We start from the raw sequence: 16,739 nt of genomic DNA on the forward strand, positions 1-16,739 counted from the left end.
GTCAGTCCTCGGTTTTTGGCGTTGTGGTGTCGGCGTCGTGCAGGTGGCGGGACAGGTAAATGCCTTGGGCGACCAGGAACAGCAACGTCATGCCCAGGCTGCCGAAGACTTTGAAGTCGACCCAGTAGTTCTGGAACGTGAACGCAACGAACAGGTTGGCGGCGCCGCAAAACAGGAAAAACCCGATCCAGGCGATGTTCAGACGGGTCCAGACCGGCTCCGGCAGAGTCAGTGCGTGGCCCATGATGCGTTTGATCAGCAGTTGATCACCGATGAAGTGGCTGCCGATGAACCCGAGAGCGAACAGCCAGTTGACCACCGGGGCTTTCCATTTCAGGAAGGTCTCGCTGTGGAACGCCAGGGTCAGGCTGCCGAAGACCAGGCAAGCGATAAGGGTCAGCCACTGGCTCTTCTCCAGCTTGCGCTGCTTGATGAATAGCGTGCCGTAAACCACCAGCGAACTGATGATCAGCATTGCGGTGGCACTGTAAATACCACCGACAGTCAGTTGATGACCGCCAATGTCGACGACCCGTGGATCGATTTTGAAGACGATGAAAAACAGCAGAAGCGGGATGAAGTCGATGAATTGTTTCACAGTGGCAGCCAGAAGCAGGATGTGGCGGCATAATAACAAACATATTGACGCGCGATAGCGTCAGCTGATTTGAGGTTACACAGTCCTGTGAATGTTGATTTGCACTGCCATAGCACGGCTTCCGATGGCGCCCTGGCGCCTGCGGTACTGGTTGCGCGTGCGTTCGAGAAAGGCGTGCGAGTCCTGGCCTTGACCGATCACGACACCCTTGAAGGCCTCGACGAGGCCCGCAGCGCCGCGACGGCGCTGGGGATGCAACTGGTTAATGGCGTCGAATTGTCCTGCACCTGGGGTGGGGCGACCATTCACGTTTTGGGCTACGGTTTCGACGTCAATGCGCCGCCATTGGTCGAGGCCATCGCAAAATTGCACGATGGCCGCTGGTTACGGTCCGAAGAAATAAGCCGCAAGTTGGCGTTGAAAGGCATGCCGGGGGCGCTTGACGGCGCCCGGTCCATTCAACAGGAGCTGGGCGACAGCGGTAATGCGCCGGCCCGTCCGCACTTCGCCGACTGGATGGTGCGCGAAGGTTTCGTCAAGGATCGCGCCGAAGCGTTCCGCAAATGGCTGGGCGCCGGCAAACTGGGAGACGTCAAACAACACTGGCCGACCCTGGAAGACACCGTCGAAACCCTGCGCGCCGCGGGTGCCTGGGTCAGCCTGGCGCATCCCTGGCACTACGATTTCACTCGCAGCAAGCGTCGTCGCCTGATTGCCGACTATATTCAAGCAGGGGGCCACGCGATAGAAGTGGTCAATGGCCATCAACCCGCCGAACAGGTGGGCAGCCTGGCGATTCTAGCCCGTGAGTTTGGTCTGCTGGTCAGCGCCGGCAGTGATTTTCATGGCCCTGGAGGCTGGTCCGAGATCGGTGAATACCGCCCGCTCCCGGAGGATCTGCCACCACTGTGGTGTCGATTCAAACATGACCCAATTATTGCCGTCGTCTGAACAGGTAGAAAATGTGAGTCAATTTTTCCAGATTCATCCGGAAAACCCGCAAGCGCGCCTGATCAAACAGGCTGTCGAGATCATCCGCAACGGCGGGGTGGTGATTTATCCCACAGACTCTTCCTACGCCATTGGTTGCCAGATCGGCGACAAAAACGCCGTGGAGCGCGTGCGCCGGCTACGTCAGCTGGATGATAAGCATAACTTCGCGCTGATCTGCAGCGACCTGTCGCAGTTGGGGCTGTTTGCCAAGATCGACACCGGCACCTTCCGGGTGCTCAAGGCTCACTTGCCTGGCCCTTACACCTTCATTCTCAACGCCACCCGCGAAGTCCCGCGGTTGTTGCTGCACCCGAAAAAACGCACCATCGGCCTGCGTGTGCCAAGCCATCCTATTGCCCTGGCATTGCTGGAAGAACTCGGCGAGCCGCTGATGAGCGTGACCCTGATCATGCCTGGCGACACCGATCCGTTGAGCGATCCTTACGAAATGCGCCAGTTGCTCGAGCATCAGGTCGACCTGATCATCGACGGCGGTTTCGGCGGGATCAAGGCCTCCACCGTGATCAGCCTCGCCGACGGCGAACCGGAAGTCATCCGCGTCGGTTGCGGCGACCCTACGCCTTTCATGGCCGAGGCCTAGATGTCTGCAGTAGAACCCGTCGACAGCCAGGCCGGTGCCCAGCAAGAACTGCCTTTCGCCATGGTCTATGGCCAGGCGGTCATGGAAATGCCGCTGGACCTGTACATCCCGCCGGATGCGCTCGAGGTCTTTCTTGAGGCCTTCGAAGGCCCGCTCGACTTGCTGCTGTACCTGATCCGCAAACAGAACATAAACATCCTCGACATCCCGGTGGCGGAAATCACCCGTCAGTACATGGGCTACGTCGAGTTGATGCAGTCGGTGCGCCTGGAGCTGGCCGCCGAGTACCTGGTGATGGCCGCAATGCTGGCCGAGATCAAGTCGCGGATGCTGTTGCCTCGTGCCGAAACGATCGAAGACGAAGAGGACGATCCTCGCGCCGAGTTGATCCGCCGTTTGCAGGAGTACGAGCGCTTCAAGGCTGCTGCCGAAGGCATCGATGGCCTGAGCCGCGTCGGCCGCGACGTAGTGGTGCCCAAGCTCGATGCCCCGGAAGCCCGGGCGCGCAAACTGTTACCGGATGTGCGTCTGGAAGAGTTGCTGATGTCCATGGCCGAGGTCTTGCGCCGTGGCGACATGTTCGAAAGCCACCAGGTCAGCCGTGAAGCGCTGTCCACCCGCGAGCGCATGAGCGATGTGCTGGAACGGCTCAAGGGCGGTGGTTTTGTGCCCTTTGTCGAGTTGTTCACCGCTGAAGAAGGGCGCCTGGGGGTGGTGGTGACCTTTATGGCGATCCTCGAACTGGTCAAGGAATCCTTGGTCGAGCTGGTGCAGAATGAGCCGTTCGCGGCGATCCATGTCCGGGCCCGAGCCGAATAACGAGTTGAATCATGAACCTGACTGAACCCCGCGAGCTGGCGCCACTGCTTGAAGCCTTTCTGTTGGCCTCGGGAAAACCGCAATCGCTTGAACGCCTGTTCGAACTCTTCGAAGAAGGCGAGCGGCCCGAGCCCCCTGTTTTCAAGAAAGCGCTGACGATTCTGGCCAAATCCTGCGACGGCCGTGCTTTCGAATTGAAGGAAGTTGCCTCCGGGTATCGCCTGCAGATCCGCGAAAAGTTCGCGCCGTGGGTCGGACGTTTGTGGGAAGAGCGGCCGCAGCGCTATTCCCGCGCCATGCTCGAAACCATGGCGCTGATTGCCTATCGTCAGCCAATTACCCGGGGCGAGATCGAAGACGTGCGCGGCGTGGCCGTCAACAGCCACATCGTCAAAACCCTGCTGGAACGTGAGTGGATCCGCATCGTCGGTTACCGCGACGTACCCGGCAAACCCGCGATGTTCGCCACCACCAAGGCGTTTCTCGATCACTTCAACCTGAAGAATCTCGACGATTTGCCGCCACTCGCTGAACTGCGTGAGCTGGAACCTGATCCTGTCCTCGATTTCGACGACGCACCGGTTCCGGCCGGGTTGCAAGAACTGGCCGATGCCAGCGCTGAACCGGAGGAGCCCAAGGAAGAAACCAGTTTCCACACACTGTTGCTGGAACTGGACACCATGGAGGAGGGGCTCAAGACTGACTTCGACGATTTGCTGCGGGATGGGGCGGTGACCGAGACCGAAGGGGAGTTGGCAGAGCCTAAGCCTAAGCCTGAAGTCGAAGTTGAACCTCAGGTCGAAGCTGAAGCTGAAGCTGAAGCTGAAGTCGAACCAGAACCAGAACCAGAACCAGAACCAGAACAGGAAGATGACATTCTTGGCGTCGCCGAAGCTCGTGAAAAACTCCTGGCCGCCGTTGCCGCTCTCGAACAATCGAAACCCGAGCCCGAACTGACCGACGAAGAAGCCGAAGCCAAGGCACTGGCAGAAGCAATCGAAGCTGAGCGCCGCCAGTTCGAAGATTGACCCAAATCCGGTGGGCAATGGAAATCCCTGTGGGAGCGGGCTTGCCCGCGAAGAGGGAGTGTCAGTCAACATCATTGCTGCCTGACCCACCGCAATCGCGGGCAAGCCCGCTCCCACAGGGTGTTGTGTTGACTGGAGTATTTGATGAGTCTGCAAATTCATCGACGACGGCGGTCGAAATTAGTGCCACCGGTCGGCGGAAAATCAAGTAAGTCGCCATTGATCAGCTAGTCTCTGATGCGCGAACGTCTCCATGAGCGTATGATTCGCGACCCTTCGGCGATCCCTTCGCCAAAGTACAGATTTATAACTCTTCAGGACCCTCAATCCAGAGCATCCTGAACAGACCACACCGGGAGGTGCCCAGATGAGTATCAACGACCAGAAAGACGACCAGGAAATCGGCCCAGCAGGCGAAAAGCTGCAGAAAGTCCTCGCCCGTATCGGCGTCGGCTCGCGCCGTGACGTAGAAGCCTGGATCAGCCACGGCCGCATCAAGGTCAATGGCAAAGACGCCACCCTCGGCCAGCGCGTCGACCTGCATGACGCCATCACCATCGATGGCCGGGTGATCAAGCGCGAAGAAGCCGCCGAGTCGGTACGCCGCGTGATCATGTACAACAAACCCGACGGCGAAATCTGCACCCGTAACGACCCTGAAGGTCGTCCGACCGTGTTCGACAAGATGCCGCGCCCGAAAGAAGGTCGCTGGATCAACATCGGTCGTCTGGACATCAACACCACCGGTTTGCTGATGTTCACCACCGACGGTGAATTGGCCAACCGCCTGATGCACCCATCCTACGAAATGGACCGTGAATACGCGGTACGTGTACGTGGTGAAGTCGACGACGAGATGATTGAACGCCTGAAGGCAGGCGTGGTGCTCGAAGACGGCCCGGCCAAGTTCACCGACATCAAGCAGGCTCCGGGTGGCGAAGGTTTCAACCACTGGTATCACTGCGTGGTGATGGAAGGTCGTAACCGCGAAGTCCGTCGTCTGTGGGAATCCCAAGGCTTGGTGGTCAGTCGCCTGAAGCGCGTGCGTTTCGGTCCGGTGTTCCTCAACTCCGACCTGCCGATGGGCCGCTGGCGCGAAATGAGCCAGTACGAAGTCGACGTTCTGAGTGCCGAGGTCGGCCTGACGCCGGTGGCGATGCCGCAAATGAACGCCAAGAGCAAAGACAAGCTCGATCGCATGCAGCGTAAATCGTCGCGTCCGATGGGCAAGACCGAGCGCGTGCGTACGTTGCGTCCAGCAGCCGGTGGCCAGACAGCTGTTGCTCCGCGCGAATCCCGCGAGCCACAGATCGAAGGCGAACGTCCGGCCCGCAAGCCAGCGCCACGTCAGGACGGCGAGCGCGGCCCACGCACGCCACGTCCGGCCAACGGTCGCACTGAACGTGGCGAAGGCCGTGGTGCTCCGTCCGGTGGTCGTAGCGATCGCGGCGCGCCTGCCGGTCGTGGTACGCCCGTGGCAGACCGCCCGGCCGATACCAAGCGCCCGGCCAAGCCGGCGCCGAAGAAACGTCCAGGCATCGTGCTGGTCGACCGTGACGCGCCATCGGGCAAGCGCCGCGGTGCGCCAGCCGGCTCCGGCCAGCGTCCGGGCTTTGGTCGTCGCAAGCCTGAGTAATCGGTAAGCGCTGCATGAAAAACGCCATCCCTCGGGATGGCGTTTTTTTTGGGTCTGACAAACCGGTTTTCAGAAAGCAGGTGAACCTGTGGCGAGGGAGCTTGCTCCCGCTGGGTCGCGAAGCGGCCCCAGAATCATTCACCCCGTTGTCTGGTAAACCGCGTCAGCAGGTTTTGCGGCTGCTGCGCAGCCGAGCGGGAGCAAGCTCCCTCGCCACAGGGTCAGGTGTTGCTTAAAACACAAACCGTCCATCAAACAGCGGGTCATCATCCAGCGCCAACACGCCACCGGAGAAGATCAGGTCCAAATGATGGCTGCCCTTGGCGCCACCGCCCAGCCCAAGGTGCAAGCCGCAATGGCGCTCCTCGAACCCGGCATTGCGCGCATACAAATCTTTCACGCCTTCGTTGGTGCCGATCCCCAACTCCTCGATTCGCCGATTGGACGGATTGGCGTCCAGGTACTTGTTGAAGTCATGTTCCAGCCCCGGCACATCGGTGGCGATTTTGCTGATGGTCGAGTTCTCTATCCACAACTCCAGCGGTGACGCCAATACGCCGTACTTGCGGGCAAATGGAATCGTGCTGAGGAAAGTCCCCATAAACTTCACCCGCCCATTAATGGCCTCGCTATGAGTCGCGATCTCGCCGGGCGCCAGGTCGAAGTTGCCGATACCGTTGATGTCGGTCCACTTCTTGATACTGCTCAAGGGTGTTTCGAACCACGACCCATGATCATCTTTGAAACTCAGGGTGGTGGCGTGAGACATGCGCTGGATCAAGTGGCTGTTCAACCCGGCAATTCGCTGCGGGGTGACACTGAAGGTGTCGTAGAAGTAATCGCCGTAATCCTTGAACAGCAATGACTTCTTCCAGTTCTGCGCCATCACGCCTTGCAGCGCACGGACAAAGTCCGGGCCGTCGGGACGCGGGTTGGGCAGGGTGGAAGAATCGTAGAAGAAAATGTACAGATCGCTGTCGGTAATCGCCTGGGTCAGCAATTGCGTGGGTTCGAGGTCCAGGCGCATCGCGCTGAAGCTGAACCGTGGGCTGTTACCGGCCTGTTCGGCGATGGCGCAGGTGTGTGCCTCGTAATCAGCGGTATGGCCGAGCAAAACCTTCGCCGGGTTGATACCGGCAACGGCAGGGTGATGTTCGAGGTAGTAAAGGAAATGCGAGATGGCGCGTTGCTTATCCATGTAGTCCTCCCTGACAAACCGAGAAAGTGGCAGGCACGACCGGCCGGATCGTGCCTGCCGGGATGTCTTACAGAGGCCACATCGCCGTGCCGAACGGAACAACCGCGTCGGCTTGCATCATTTCGACGGCGGCATCATGGGTTGGGGCTTCAAACCAATCGTCCAGTTGCAGTTCAGTGTCCAAGTCTTTGTCCAGTGCTTGCATGGTGAATCTCCTAGATGATTTCTTCGGTAAGAACACTTTTGATAAGAGCAGTGGCGTGCTTTTCACTCGTTGAACAGCGCGTCAACGTGCCGGTCGATGCGGCTCGGCAAGTCGCTGAAAACCTAGTTCACAGGGTTTTAGAATGCAAAAAAATAATTGAACAATTTTCATTTGAACTATTTATTCCATTTTTCGAAAGCCAGTTTTCTTAATAAAAAACAGAAAACTAAGCAGGACATTTCCTTAGGAAGCTTCCTATCGTCAATTTACAGTCAGTGACCTCTTGGATCTGATTTGGAAAACTTGCGTTACGCCTTGTAAATAAAACGTTACGAAAACCCGTCTCAAACCCCATGGAATGCTGCCGAGGAAAGGTCTGTAAGGAAAACCTTCCGCCAACCGCCGGGTTTGTGGTCTTCAAGGGCTCTGGCACGCTTGTTTCAGCAGCGTATGAAGGGTGAGATGCGCCCCATGCCTGTCGTGCAGGTGCATAACAAGAAGGAGGCGCAATGAACGCCGTGACTCATCTCCATCTCTCCCCAAAGGGCGATTTTTCCGCTGCCCTTATCGATGACCTGCAAAGGTCTGACTCAATTTTTGCAGTCGCCCGAGACCCTCGAGGCGGACACAGGCAATCCCGGCAACCGACGCGCTGATCCAGCGGTGTCTGGCAGCAGGGGGTTACAGGTGTACAATGCGCCGCGTTTTAACTGTGACCTTCTGCGCAATCGCGCAAACCTCAAGGCTATCCGCCTTGTTCACTCCGCCGCGTCACGAGCGTGTCGGGTTCGATTTCGTCACAGATAAAAACAAACAGGTGACGCATGACTGTCGTAAAAACGCTGAACTCCTGGTGCCTGCGCTGGGGTTTGATCGGCGCTGCTTGAAATCGCAACTGAGCAGCAACGTCTACTGAACATCATCAAACCTTGCGTGAGACCTTTTTCATGAGTGGACAAAACTCGCATTCAGGCGAGCTGAAACGCGGCCTGAAAAATCGCCATATTCAACTGATCGCCCTCGGTGGCGCGATCGGTACCGGGTTGTTCCTCGGCTCGGCAGGCGTGCTCAAATCCGCCGGCCCGTCGATGATCCTCGGCTACGCCATCTGCGGCTTCATTGCTTTCATGATCATGCGCCAACTCGGCGAAATGATTGTCGAAGAGCCGGTCGCTGGTTCGTTCAGCCACTTCGCCCACAAATACTGGGGCGGTTTTGCCGGTTTCCTGTCGGGCTGGAACTGCTGGATTCTGTACATCCTGGTGGGCATGTCGGAGCTGACCGCGGTCGGCAAATACATTCACTACTGGGCGCCGGATATCCCGACTTGGGTATCGGCAGCCGGGTTCTTCGTATTGATCAACCTGATCAACCTGGCCAACGTCAAAGTCTTCGGTGAGGCCGAGTTCTGGTTCGCGATCATCAAGGTTGTGGCGATTGTCGGCATGATTGCCCTGGGCAGCTATTTGCTGGTCAGCGGCCATGGCGGCCCGCAAGCCTCGGTGACCAACCTGTGGGAACACGGCGGTTTCTTCCCGAACGGCGTCAGCGGTCTGGTGATGGCCATGGCGATCATCATGTTCTCCTTCGGCGGTCTGGAAATGCTTGGTTTCACCGCCGCTGAAGCCGACAAGCCGAAAACCGTGATCCCGAAAGCGATCAATCAGGTGATCTACCGGATCCTGATTTTCTACATCGGTGCGCTGGTAGTCCTGCTGTCGCTGACCCCTTGGGACAGTCTGTTGGCAACCCTGAATGCTTCCGGCGACGCTTATAGCGGCAGCCCGTTCGTGCAAGTGTTCTCGATGCTCGGCAGCAACACCGCCGCGCACATTCTCAACTTCGTGGTCCTGACCGCGGCGCTGTCGGTGTACAACAGCGGCACCTACTGCAACAGCCGCATGCTGCTGGGCATGGCCGAGCAGGGCGATGCGCCGAAGGCCTTGTCGAAGATCGACAAGCGTGGCGTGCCGGTGCGTTCGATCCTGGCGTCGGCCGCTGTGACGTTGATCGCGGTGTTGCTGAACTACCTGATCCCGCAAAACGCGCTGGAACTGTTGATGTCGTTGGTTGTGGCCACCCTGGTAATCAACTGGGCGATGATCAGCTTCTCGCACTTCAAGTTCCGCCAGCACATGAACAAGACCAAACAGACGCCGTTGTTCAAGGCCCTGTGGTACCCGTACGGCAACTATGTTTGCCTGGCGTTCGTGGTGTTCATCCTTGGCGTGATGCTGCTGATCCCGGGGATCCAGATCTCGGTGTATGCGATCCCGGTGTGGGTCGCGTTCATGTGGGTCTGCTACGGCATCAAGAACAAGCGCAGCGCCCAGCAGGCGTTGCAGGCTGCAGGTTCCGCTGCCAAGTAAGTGCAAAGCGCAGAAACAACAAACCCGGCCATGTGCCGGGTTTGTCATTTATAGGGTCCATACAAAATCCTGTGGGAGCGTGGCTTGCCCGCGATTCAGGCGCCGCGGTTCATCAGGCATACCGCGTTATCGTTCATCGCGGGCAAGCCACGCTCCCACAGGGGCCGCATTCATTCTGTCTATTCGCGGTATCCTTCTAGTTCTGAATACGGACTTTTTTCCATGCTGGTGATTTCCAACAATGTGCATCTGCCGGATGCCGAGATCGAGTTGACGGCCATTCGTGCGCAAGGCGCCGGTGGGCAGAACGTCAACAAGGTCTCCAGCGCCGTGCACCTGCGCTTCGACATTCCGGCCTCGTCCTTGCCCGAGTTCTACAAGGAACGGCTGCTGGCGCTGCGTGACAGTCGCATCACCAGCGAAGGTGTGTTGATCATCAAGGCCCAGCAGTACCGCACGCAGGAGCAGAACCGCGCCGATGCGCTGGAGCGGTTGACCGAGTTGATTCTCAGCGCCATCAAAGTGGAAAAGAAACGCCGCCCGACCAAGCCGACCCTCGGTTCGAAGAAGCGTCGACTCGAATCCAAGACCAAGCGTGGCAGCATCAAGGCAGGGCGTGGCAAGGTGGATTTCTAACGCGCTTCTCTTTCTTCGCGATACTTGGGTGCCTGCCGGTACAGATAAACGCTCAGCATCAATCCGCTCAAAGCGGCGAGGGCGGCAAACAGGAAGATCGAGGCAAAACCGAACCCCGCTGCAATCGCACCCGCCAGCGGTCCGGTAATCCCCAGCGACAAATCGATAAACAGTGAATACGCCCCAACCGCCGCGCCACGGCTGGAGGCGGGCACCAGGTTGACCGCTTCCACGCCCAACGCCGGGAACACCAGTGAGAAGCCGAAACCGCTCAGCGCCGCGCCGGCCAGTGCCCAATGGGCATCGGGTGCCAGCCACAGCAGCAGTAACCCGAGGGTTTCAACCGAGAGGCAGGCAATCGCCACGCGAAAGCCGCCGAGGCGGTTGATCAGGTTACCGAACAGCAATCGCGCACCGATGAAACTGGCGCCGAACAGGCTCAGGCACAGCACCGCGTTGGACCAGTGCTGAGTGGCGTAATACAGGGTAATGAATGTGGCGATGGTGCCAAAGCCGATGGAACCCAAGGCCAGACCGCAGCCGTGAGGCAGCACGCGCCCCAGCACATGCATGAACGGCAGGCGTTCGCCGACAACGATCGGTGCAGCGGTTTTTGGCCAGGCCAGCGCCAAGCCCAGAACGGCCAGCAGCACGATGCTCACGCCCATGCTCCACAAACCCAGTTGACTCACCAGCAGCACCCCCAGCGGCGCGCCGACCGCCAGCGCGCCGTAACTGGCGATGCCGTTCCAGGAAATGACTTTGGCGGTATTCGCCGCGCCGACCCGGCCGATGCCCCAGCCGATCGAGCCGGAACCGACCAGGCTTTCCGCGCTGCCGAGCACCAGTCGGCCGATCAACAGGCTGATCAGGCTCAACATGGGCAGGCTTTGCGTCCAGGCCGAAATCAACATGAATACACCGCTCAAACCGCAGCCGGCGAGGCCATACATCACCGCCAGTTTGCTGCCCTTGTTATCGATGATGCGCCCGGCGTAAGGGCGGCTGAGCAGGGTGGCGAGGTATTGCACGCTGATTACCAGCCCGGCGATCACGGCGCCGAAACCGAGGTCGCTGTGGACATAGCCCGGCAATACGGCCAGGGGAATGCCGATATTCAGGTAACCGATGAACGTGAACAGGACAATGGAGACGACTTGCAGCGTGACCGCCATGGGGCGCTGGGTTTCTGACATGGGTAAAAGGTCCACGGGGCAGCTGGATAGATAGGCTGCTTATGATAGCGGCGCGGACGGTCGCGGGGCGTGGAAAAGTAAAACTATTTGCCGGATGGGGATAATCAGGATTTTGCGGGGGCAACCAATTGCGTCGTGACCAAGGCAGCCAAGGCGTTTTCTTCGCTGCCGAAGCGGGCGAGCAGGGCGGCTTGTTTCTCGGGGGAAAGGCGGTTCCAGATCTCGATCATCTTCTCGGCGGTGCCGATCAGGACGCTGGCCTGAGCCTCGTTGAATGTGACGCTGGATTCATCGGTCATGGGAAAGCTCAAGGTTCAGGCGGTGTGGAAAGCGCATATTAGCGCTTTCCACACGGTCTGGTCGTGCAGGTATCAGTCTTCGCTGTCGGCCTGGCGGCGTTCAGGTGCTTCTTTCGTCTCGGGCTGTTGGGCACCGGCTTGTTGCGTGGTTGTCTGCTCAGTTTCGTGCAGGCTTGGGAAGGGGAGATTAGGGATCTCGTGCATGTTCGCGCTCCTCGCTAAGTCTGTTGATAGATCTGGTAGATCCGCGCTTTTAAAAAGCCTGCGCAGGATACAGCAGGAGAAATGACAAAAAGACTTTTATATCCAATTGTTGCGACGGATGGGATTGTCTAGACAGGTCTACAAGGGGGACGAAGACCTACTGTGGCGAGGGAGCTTGCTCCCGCTGGGCTGCGGAGCGGCCCCAATGCAGGCAATGAGTTGTTTGCGTTAGAACTCGGTGCGGTTTTTGCGACCGCTACGCGCTCGAGCGGGAGCAAGCTCCCTCGCCACAGGGAGCTCGCCATTGCATCGGGTTACTTGCAGACCTCAGCGATAGCCTCGGCCAGCAAGTCCAGACGCGTAGCGTCGATCCCGGCAACGTTCGCCCGGCCTGAACTGACCATGTACACGCTGTGATGCTCGCGCAGTTGTTTGACCTGCTCCGGCGACAAACCGGTGTAGGAAAACATCCCGCGTTGCACACCGATGTGCGCAAATCGCTCGCGCAAGCCATGGGGTTCAAGCGCTTCGACCAGACCACTGCGCAACTGGGCGATACGCAAACGCATGGCTTCCACTTCGTCGGCCCAGCGGCTTTTCAGCTCTGGATCGCTGAGGATGGTCGCGACAACGGCGGCGCCATGATCCGGTGGCGTCGACCACAGGTTACGGGCGATGTTGGCCAGTTGGCTGCGGATATCCACCAGTTTGTCGGCGGTTTGTGCGCAGACAATCAGTGCGCCGGTGCGGTCGCAGTACAAGCCGAAGTTCTTCGAGCAGGAACTGGTGATCAGCACTTCCGGCAACTCGGCGGCGAACAGCCGGGTCGACCAGGCATCTTGCTCCAGGCCGTCGCCGAAACCCTGATAAGCGAAGTCGATCAGTGGCAGCAAATCGCGACTGCGCACCACGTCCAGCACCCGACGCCAATCGTCATGGGACAGGTCGAAACCGGTCGGGTTGTGGCAGCAGGCATGCAGCAGAACCACATCGCCCTTGGGGGCTTCATTGAGCACCGCCAGCATCGCTTCCACATCGAGACGGTTATCGCTGCCCACGTACGGGTAATGACTGATCTTGACCCCGGCCGCCGCGAAAATGGTTTCGTGGATCGGCCAGGTCGGGTTGCTCAGCCACACGCCACGGCCCGGCAGGCATTGGGCGATGAAGTCGGCGCTCAAACGCAATGCGCCAGTGCCGCCCGGCGTTTGAGTGGCACCGGCTCGTTGTTCGGCGATCAGCGCCGAGTCAGCGCCAAGCACCAACTCGTTGATGACCTTGCCGAACGCTACATTGCCGTGGCCGCCGATGTAGGTCTTGGTGGATTGACGCTCCACCAAGTGCTGCTCGGCGAGCTTCACCGCTTCGGGGATTGGCGTCAGGCCCTGGGCGTCTTTATAGACACCCACGCCGAGGTCGAATTTGCGCGGGTTAGGGTCCAGCGCATAGGCCTCCATCAGGCCGAGAATCGGGTCGCCGGGTACTCGACCGATGGCGTCGAAATGCATTATTTGCGGCCCTCGGCGTTCTTCGCCACTTCGTCAGTGCGCGCGGCCATGATGAAGTCGTTGCGGTGCAGGCCTTTGATGGAGTGGCTCCACCAAGTCACGGTGACTTTGCCCCACTCGGTCAGCAGGCCCGGGTGGTGACCTTCGGCCTCGGAGATTTCACCGACGGCGTTGGTGAACGCCAGCGCGTGTTTGAAATTCTTGAACAGGAAAACTTTTTCCAGCTGCATCACGCTGTCGCGGACTTCGATGTTCCAGTCAGGGATTTGCTTGATCAGGATCGGCAATTCTTCGTCGCTGACCTGAGGGGCATCGGCGCGGCAGGCTTCGCAATGGGCTTGGTTCAGAGCGTTCATGGTGTATTCCTGAATTCGATTCTTGTTGGAAATTACTATCTTTGCGCGCAAGTCGCGAGCGGGATCTGCTCAGGCCGCTTTGGGCTTTGGCGGAAATTTCGGTGCGCGCAACCCCAACTGCATACCTTGCTTGACCATGCCCATGATGTCTTCGTGGGCCAGATCGAACAGGCGCTTGAGGTTCGGCAGAACAAAGTACAACGGTTGCAAGATGTCGATGCGGTACGGCGTGCGCATGCATTCCAGCGGGTCGAACGCCTGATGCTCAGGCTCGTCCGACAGGCAGTAAACGGTTTCTTTTGGCGAGGACAAAATACCGCCACCGTAGATGCGCAGGCCTTGCGGGGTGTCGACCAGGCCGAACTCGATGGTCATCCAGTACAGGCGCGCCAGGTACACGCGTTCTTCCTTGGAAGCCTGTAGGCCAAGTTTGCCGTAGGTGTGGGTGAATTCGGCGAACCAGGGGTTGGTCAGCAACGGACAGTGGCCAAAGATCTCGTGGAAAATGTCCGGTTCTTGCAGGTAATCCAGCTCTTCGCGGGTACGAATAAACGTCGCCACCGGAAACTGCTTGTTCGCCAGCAATTCGAAAAAGGTCTGGAAGGGAATCAGCGCGGGGACTCGGGCAACCTGCCAACCGGTGGTTTCACCGAGGACCTTGTTGATTTCACCGAGTTGCGGAATGCGGTCGTGGGGCAGACCGAGTTTTTCGATACCGTCCAGGTATTCCTGGCACGCACGGCCCTCGACCACTTTCAGCTGGCGAGTGATCAGCGTGTTCCACACCGCGTGTTCTTCGGCGGGGTAGTCGATAAAACCTTGCGCATCGGGCTCACGAGCCACGTATTGCGTCTGCTTCATGCTGCTCTCCTGCTAGGGGATTCGTTCTTGTTGTGTGTACAGCTATAGACCTAGAAATACCCCAAGGAGTGCGGTGTTGCAGCAGGTGAATACCGTTGCATGTAGGAAAAATCTGCGCTTTTCGTAAAGTATTCGTTACGGATTGATCGCTATGGCGCAAGTATTGAGTTTTCCGGGTTTGAAAAGCGCTCTACCTGTCACATAATCTTGACGACTAACTGAGCCGCTCGGCAAAAAAAACGTTCGGGTGCACTGCGAATACCCCACAGGTTATGCGCTCGGCATCAACCTCACTCACCGCTGTTACGGGCCTTTATATGCGTATCAAAGTTCACTGCCAGAACCGCATCGGTATCCTGCGCGACATTCTCAACCTGCTGGTCGAGTACGGGATCAACGTCGCCCGTGGCGAAGTGGGCGGTGAGCACGGTAATGCGATCTATCTGCATTGCCCGAACCTGATCAATATTCAGTTCCAGGCGTTGCGTCCGAAGTTCGAGGCGATTGGCGGGGTGTTCGGCGTCAAGCGCGTAGGGCTGATGCCCAGCGAGCGTCGGCACATGGAACTCAATGCCTTGCTCGGTGCCTTGGAGTTTCCGGTGCTGTCGATCGACATGGGGGGCTCCATCGTTGCCGCCAACCGTGCGGCGGCGCAGTTGCTCGGGGTGCGGGTGGACGAGGTGCCGGGGATTCCACTGTCGCGGTACGCCGAGGATTTCGATTTGCCGGAGCTGGTGCGCGCCAACAAGTCGCGGATCAACGGCTTGCGGGTCAAGGTCAAGGGCGACGTGTTTCTCGCCGACATCGCGCCGCTGCAATCGGAGCATGACGAAAGCGAGGCCATGGCCGGTGCGGTATTGACGCTGCACCGGGCGGATCGGGTAGGCGAGCGCATTTATAACGTGCGTAAGCAGGAGTTGCGTGGCTTCGACAGCATTTTCCAGAGTTCGAAAGTGATGGCGGCGGTGGTGCGCGAGGCGCGACGCATGGCGCCACTGGATGCGCCGCTATTGATAGAAGGCGAAACCGGCACCGGCAAAGAGTTGTTGGCGCGGGCCTGTCACCTGGCGAGCCCGCGTGGGCAGTCACCGTTGATGGCGCTCAACTGCGCCGGTCTGCCGGAGTCCATGGCCGAGACCGAACTGTTCGGCTACGGTCCCGGTGCCTTCGAAGGGGCGCGGGCCGAAGGCAAGCTTGGGCTGTTGGAACTGACGGCGGGCGGTACGTTGTTCCTCGATGGCGTCGGCGAAATGAGCCCGCGCTTGCAGGTGAAATTGCTGCGCTTTCTGCAGGACGGTTGCTTCCGTCGTGTCGGCAGTGATGAAGAGGTTTATCTGGATGTGCGGGTGATCTGCGCAACGCAAGTGGACTTGTCCGAGCTGTGCGCTCGCGGTGAATTTCGCCAGGATTTGTACCACCGCTTGAACGTGCTCTCGCTGCACATCCCGCCGCTGCGTGAATGCCTCGACGGATTGGCGCCGTTGGTGGAGCACTTCCTCGATCAGGCCAGTCGGCAGATCGGTTGCCCGTTGCCGAAACTGGCGCCGGCGGCGATGGAGCGGCTCAGTCATTACCATTGGCCGGGCAACGTGCGGCAATTGGAAAACGTACTGTTCCAGGCCGTTTCCCTGTGCGACGGCGGCACCGTCAAAGCCGAGCACATTCGTCTGCCGGACTACGGCGTGCGTCAGCCGCTTGGCGATTTTTCCCTTGAGGGCGGCTTGGACGAGATTGTCGGGCGCTTTGAGAAGGCGGTGCTGGAGCGGTTGTATTCCGAGCATCCGAGCAGCCGGCAACTGGGCAAGCGGTTGGGGGTTTCGCATACCACCATTGCCAATAAGTTGCGTGACTATGAAGTTGGCAAAACGTGAGCGTTAACGTTGTTCAATAGTGAATTAATACAATAAGTTGTTGGCTGGTAGTTATTCTCTAGTGCTTCTAAATCGTATTTGAAACGTTTTCTCTTTACCGTTGATCCGATTCGTGGAAGTTGCCAGGCTGGTCATCTAGGCTGAACTCAACGTTTGGCAGGAGCGATAACCATGCCATCAATGGATGACCCTACCCAGCGAGTGCGCAAAGAAACTCGTCTGTTCCTTTTTCTGATTGTTGTTTTTTTTCCATTGCTGTCGGTGGCGATAGTGGGTGGTTACGGTTTCTTTGTCTGGTTTCTGCAAATGCTGCTCGGCCCTCCTGGCCCACCTCATTGATTGTTGTCCATCTTTGCAACAA

18 protein-coding genes are annotated in these 16,739 nt (G+C 58.6%); 9 read left to right on the forward strand and 9 right to left on the reverse strand.

The window, feature by feature from the left end:
- Position 1 precedes the first annotated feature (1 nt).
- On the reverse strand, positions 2-598 hold the full coding sequence (locus AB3226_RS22575; RefSeq protein ID WP_367374675.1) for a septation protein A: 597 nt from the start codon (positions 596-598) through the stop codon (positions 2-4).
- Between the two features lie 87 nt (positions 599-685).
- Here AB3226_RS22575 and AB3226_RS22580 point away from each other — a divergent pair, with 87 nt between their 5' ends.
- From AB3226_RS22580 to rluB, 5 genes are all read left to right on the forward strand, one after another.
- Positions 686-1,549, forward strand: a complete 864-nt coding sequence (locus AB3226_RS22580; RefSeq protein ID WP_367374676.1) for a PHP domain-containing protein — start codon at positions 686-688, stop codon at positions 1,547-1,549.
- 13 nt (positions 1,550-1,562) lie between these two features.
- Complete coding sequence (locus tag AB3226_RS22585) at positions 1,563-2,192, forward strand: L-threonylcarbamoyladenylate synthase (protein WP_367374677.1); 630 nt, start codon at positions 1,563-1,565, stop codon at positions 2,190-2,192.
- Positions 2,193-2,252: 60 nt separating this feature from the next.
- The gene (locus AB3226_RS22590) at positions 2,253-3,011 is read left to right on the forward strand and encodes a ScpA family protein (protein ID WP_258700775.1); all 759 of its coding nucleotides are present in this window, start codon (positions 2,253-2,255) and stop codon (positions 3,009-3,011) included.
- Positions 3,012-3,022: 11 nt separating this feature from the next.
- Complete coding sequence (gene scpB / locus AB3226_RS22595; protein ID WP_367374678.1) at positions 3,023-4,039, forward strand: SMC-Scp complex subunit ScpB; 1,017 nt, start codon at positions 3,023-3,025, stop codon at positions 4,037-4,039.
- A gap of 367 nt (positions 4,040-4,406) precedes the next feature.
- Entirely contained in the window at positions 4,407-5,675 is a 1,269-nt protein-coding gene (gene rluB, locus AB3226_RS22600; RefSeq protein WP_367374679.1) for a 23S rRNA pseudouridine(2605) synthase RluB, read from the forward strand.
- A 232-nt stretch (positions 5,676-5,907) separates the two neighbouring features.
- Here rluB and AB3226_RS22605 read toward each other — a convergent pair whose 3' ends face one another.
- Positions 5,908-6,873, reverse strand: a complete 966-nt coding sequence (locus AB3226_RS22605; protein WP_367374680.1) for a leucyl aminopeptidase — start codon at positions 6,871-6,873, stop codon at positions 5,908-5,910.
- Between the two features lie 67 nt (positions 6,874-6,940).
- A complete protein-coding gene (locus AB3226_RS22610; RefSeq protein WP_038979531.1) occupies positions 6,941-7,078 on the reverse strand; it encodes a hypothetical protein in 138 nt (45 codons plus the stop codon).
- Positions 7,079-8,025: 947 nt separating this feature from the next.
- On the opposite strand from AB3226_RS22610, the gene AB3226_RS22615 reads away from it, so the two are divergent.
- Together AB3226_RS22615 and arfB are read left to right on the forward strand one after the other, a co-directional pair.
- The gene (locus AB3226_RS22615; RefSeq protein ID WP_367374681.1) at positions 8,026-9,447 is read left to right on the forward strand and encodes an amino acid permease; all 1,422 of its coding nucleotides are present in this window, start codon (positions 8,026-8,028) and stop codon (positions 9,445-9,447) included.
- 222 nt (positions 9,448-9,669) lie between these two features.
- Entirely contained in the window at positions 9,670-10,083 is a 414-nt protein-coding gene (gene arfB / locus AB3226_RS22620) for an alternative ribosome rescue aminoacyl-tRNA hydrolase ArfB (protein WP_367374682.1), read from the forward strand.
- Here the strand turns inward: arfB and AB3226_RS22625 are convergent.
- The 6 genes from AB3226_RS22625 to phhA all read right to left on the reverse strand — a co-directional run bounded on the left by AB3226_RS22625 (position 10,080) and on the right by phhA (position 14,507).
- Positions 10,080-11,279, reverse strand: a complete 1,200-nt coding sequence (locus AB3226_RS22625; RefSeq protein WP_367374683.1) for an MFS transporter — start codon at positions 11,277-11,279, stop codon at positions 10,080-10,082. The two genes, arfB and AB3226_RS22625, sit on opposite strands and share 4 nt — an antisense overlap.
- Before the next feature lie 104 nt (positions 11,280-11,383).
- Positions 11,384-11,578 carry a hypothetical protein gene (locus AB3226_RS22630; protein ID WP_217858386.1) on the reverse strand — a complete coding sequence of 65 codons (195 nt, stop codon included), beginning with the start codon at positions 11,576-11,578 and terminating at the stop codon, positions 11,384-11,386.
- Between the two features lie 72 nt (positions 11,579-11,650).
- Positions 11,651-11,782 (reverse strand): hypothetical protein, encoded by a 132-nt coding sequence (locus AB3226_RS22635; RefSeq protein ID WP_007902501.1) that lies wholly within the window; start codon positions 11,780-11,782, stop codon positions 11,651-11,653.
- Positions 11,783-12,096: 314 nt separating this feature from the next.
- Positions 12,097-13,293, reverse strand: coding sequence for an amino acid aminotransferase (locus tag AB3226_RS22640; protein WP_367375833.1), 1,197 nt, complete (start codon positions 13,291-13,293; stop codon positions 12,097-12,099).
- On the reverse strand, positions 13,290-13,646 hold the full coding sequence (locus AB3226_RS22645; RefSeq protein WP_007902503.1) for a 4a-hydroxytetrahydrobiopterin dehydratase: 357 nt from the start codon (positions 13,644-13,646) through the stop codon (positions 13,290-13,292). The genes AB3226_RS22640 and AB3226_RS22645 overlap by 4 nt, the downstream gene beginning before the upstream one ends.
- Before the next feature lie 69 nt (positions 13,647-13,715).
- Complete coding sequence (gene phhA / locus AB3226_RS22650) at positions 13,716-14,507, reverse strand: phenylalanine 4-monooxygenase (RefSeq protein WP_367374684.1); 792 nt, start codon at positions 14,505-14,507, stop codon at positions 13,716-13,718.
- A gap of 317 nt (positions 14,508-14,824) precedes the next feature.
- Between phhA and AB3226_RS22655 the strand changes: the two genes are divergently transcribed.
- Together AB3226_RS22655 and AB3226_RS22660 are read left to right on the forward strand one after the other, a co-directional pair.
- The gene (locus tag AB3226_RS22655; protein ID WP_367374685.1) at positions 14,825-16,378 is read left to right on the forward strand and encodes a sigma-54-dependent transcriptional regulator; all 1,554 of its coding nucleotides are present in this window, start codon (positions 14,825-14,827) and stop codon (positions 16,376-16,378) included.
- 171 nt (positions 16,379-16,549) lie between these two features.
- Entirely contained in the window at positions 16,550-16,717 is a 168-nt protein-coding gene (locus AB3226_RS22660; protein ID WP_367374686.1) for a periplasmic nitrate reductase, NapE protein, read from the forward strand.
- Positions 16,718-16,739: the final 22 nt, after the last annotated feature.

The organism is Pseudomonas lini, assembly GCF_964063345.1.
In the GTDB taxonomy this organism is placed as follows: Bacteria; Pseudomonadota; Gammaproteobacteria; order Pseudomonadales; family Pseudomonadaceae; genus Aquipseudomonas; species Aquipseudomonas lini_B.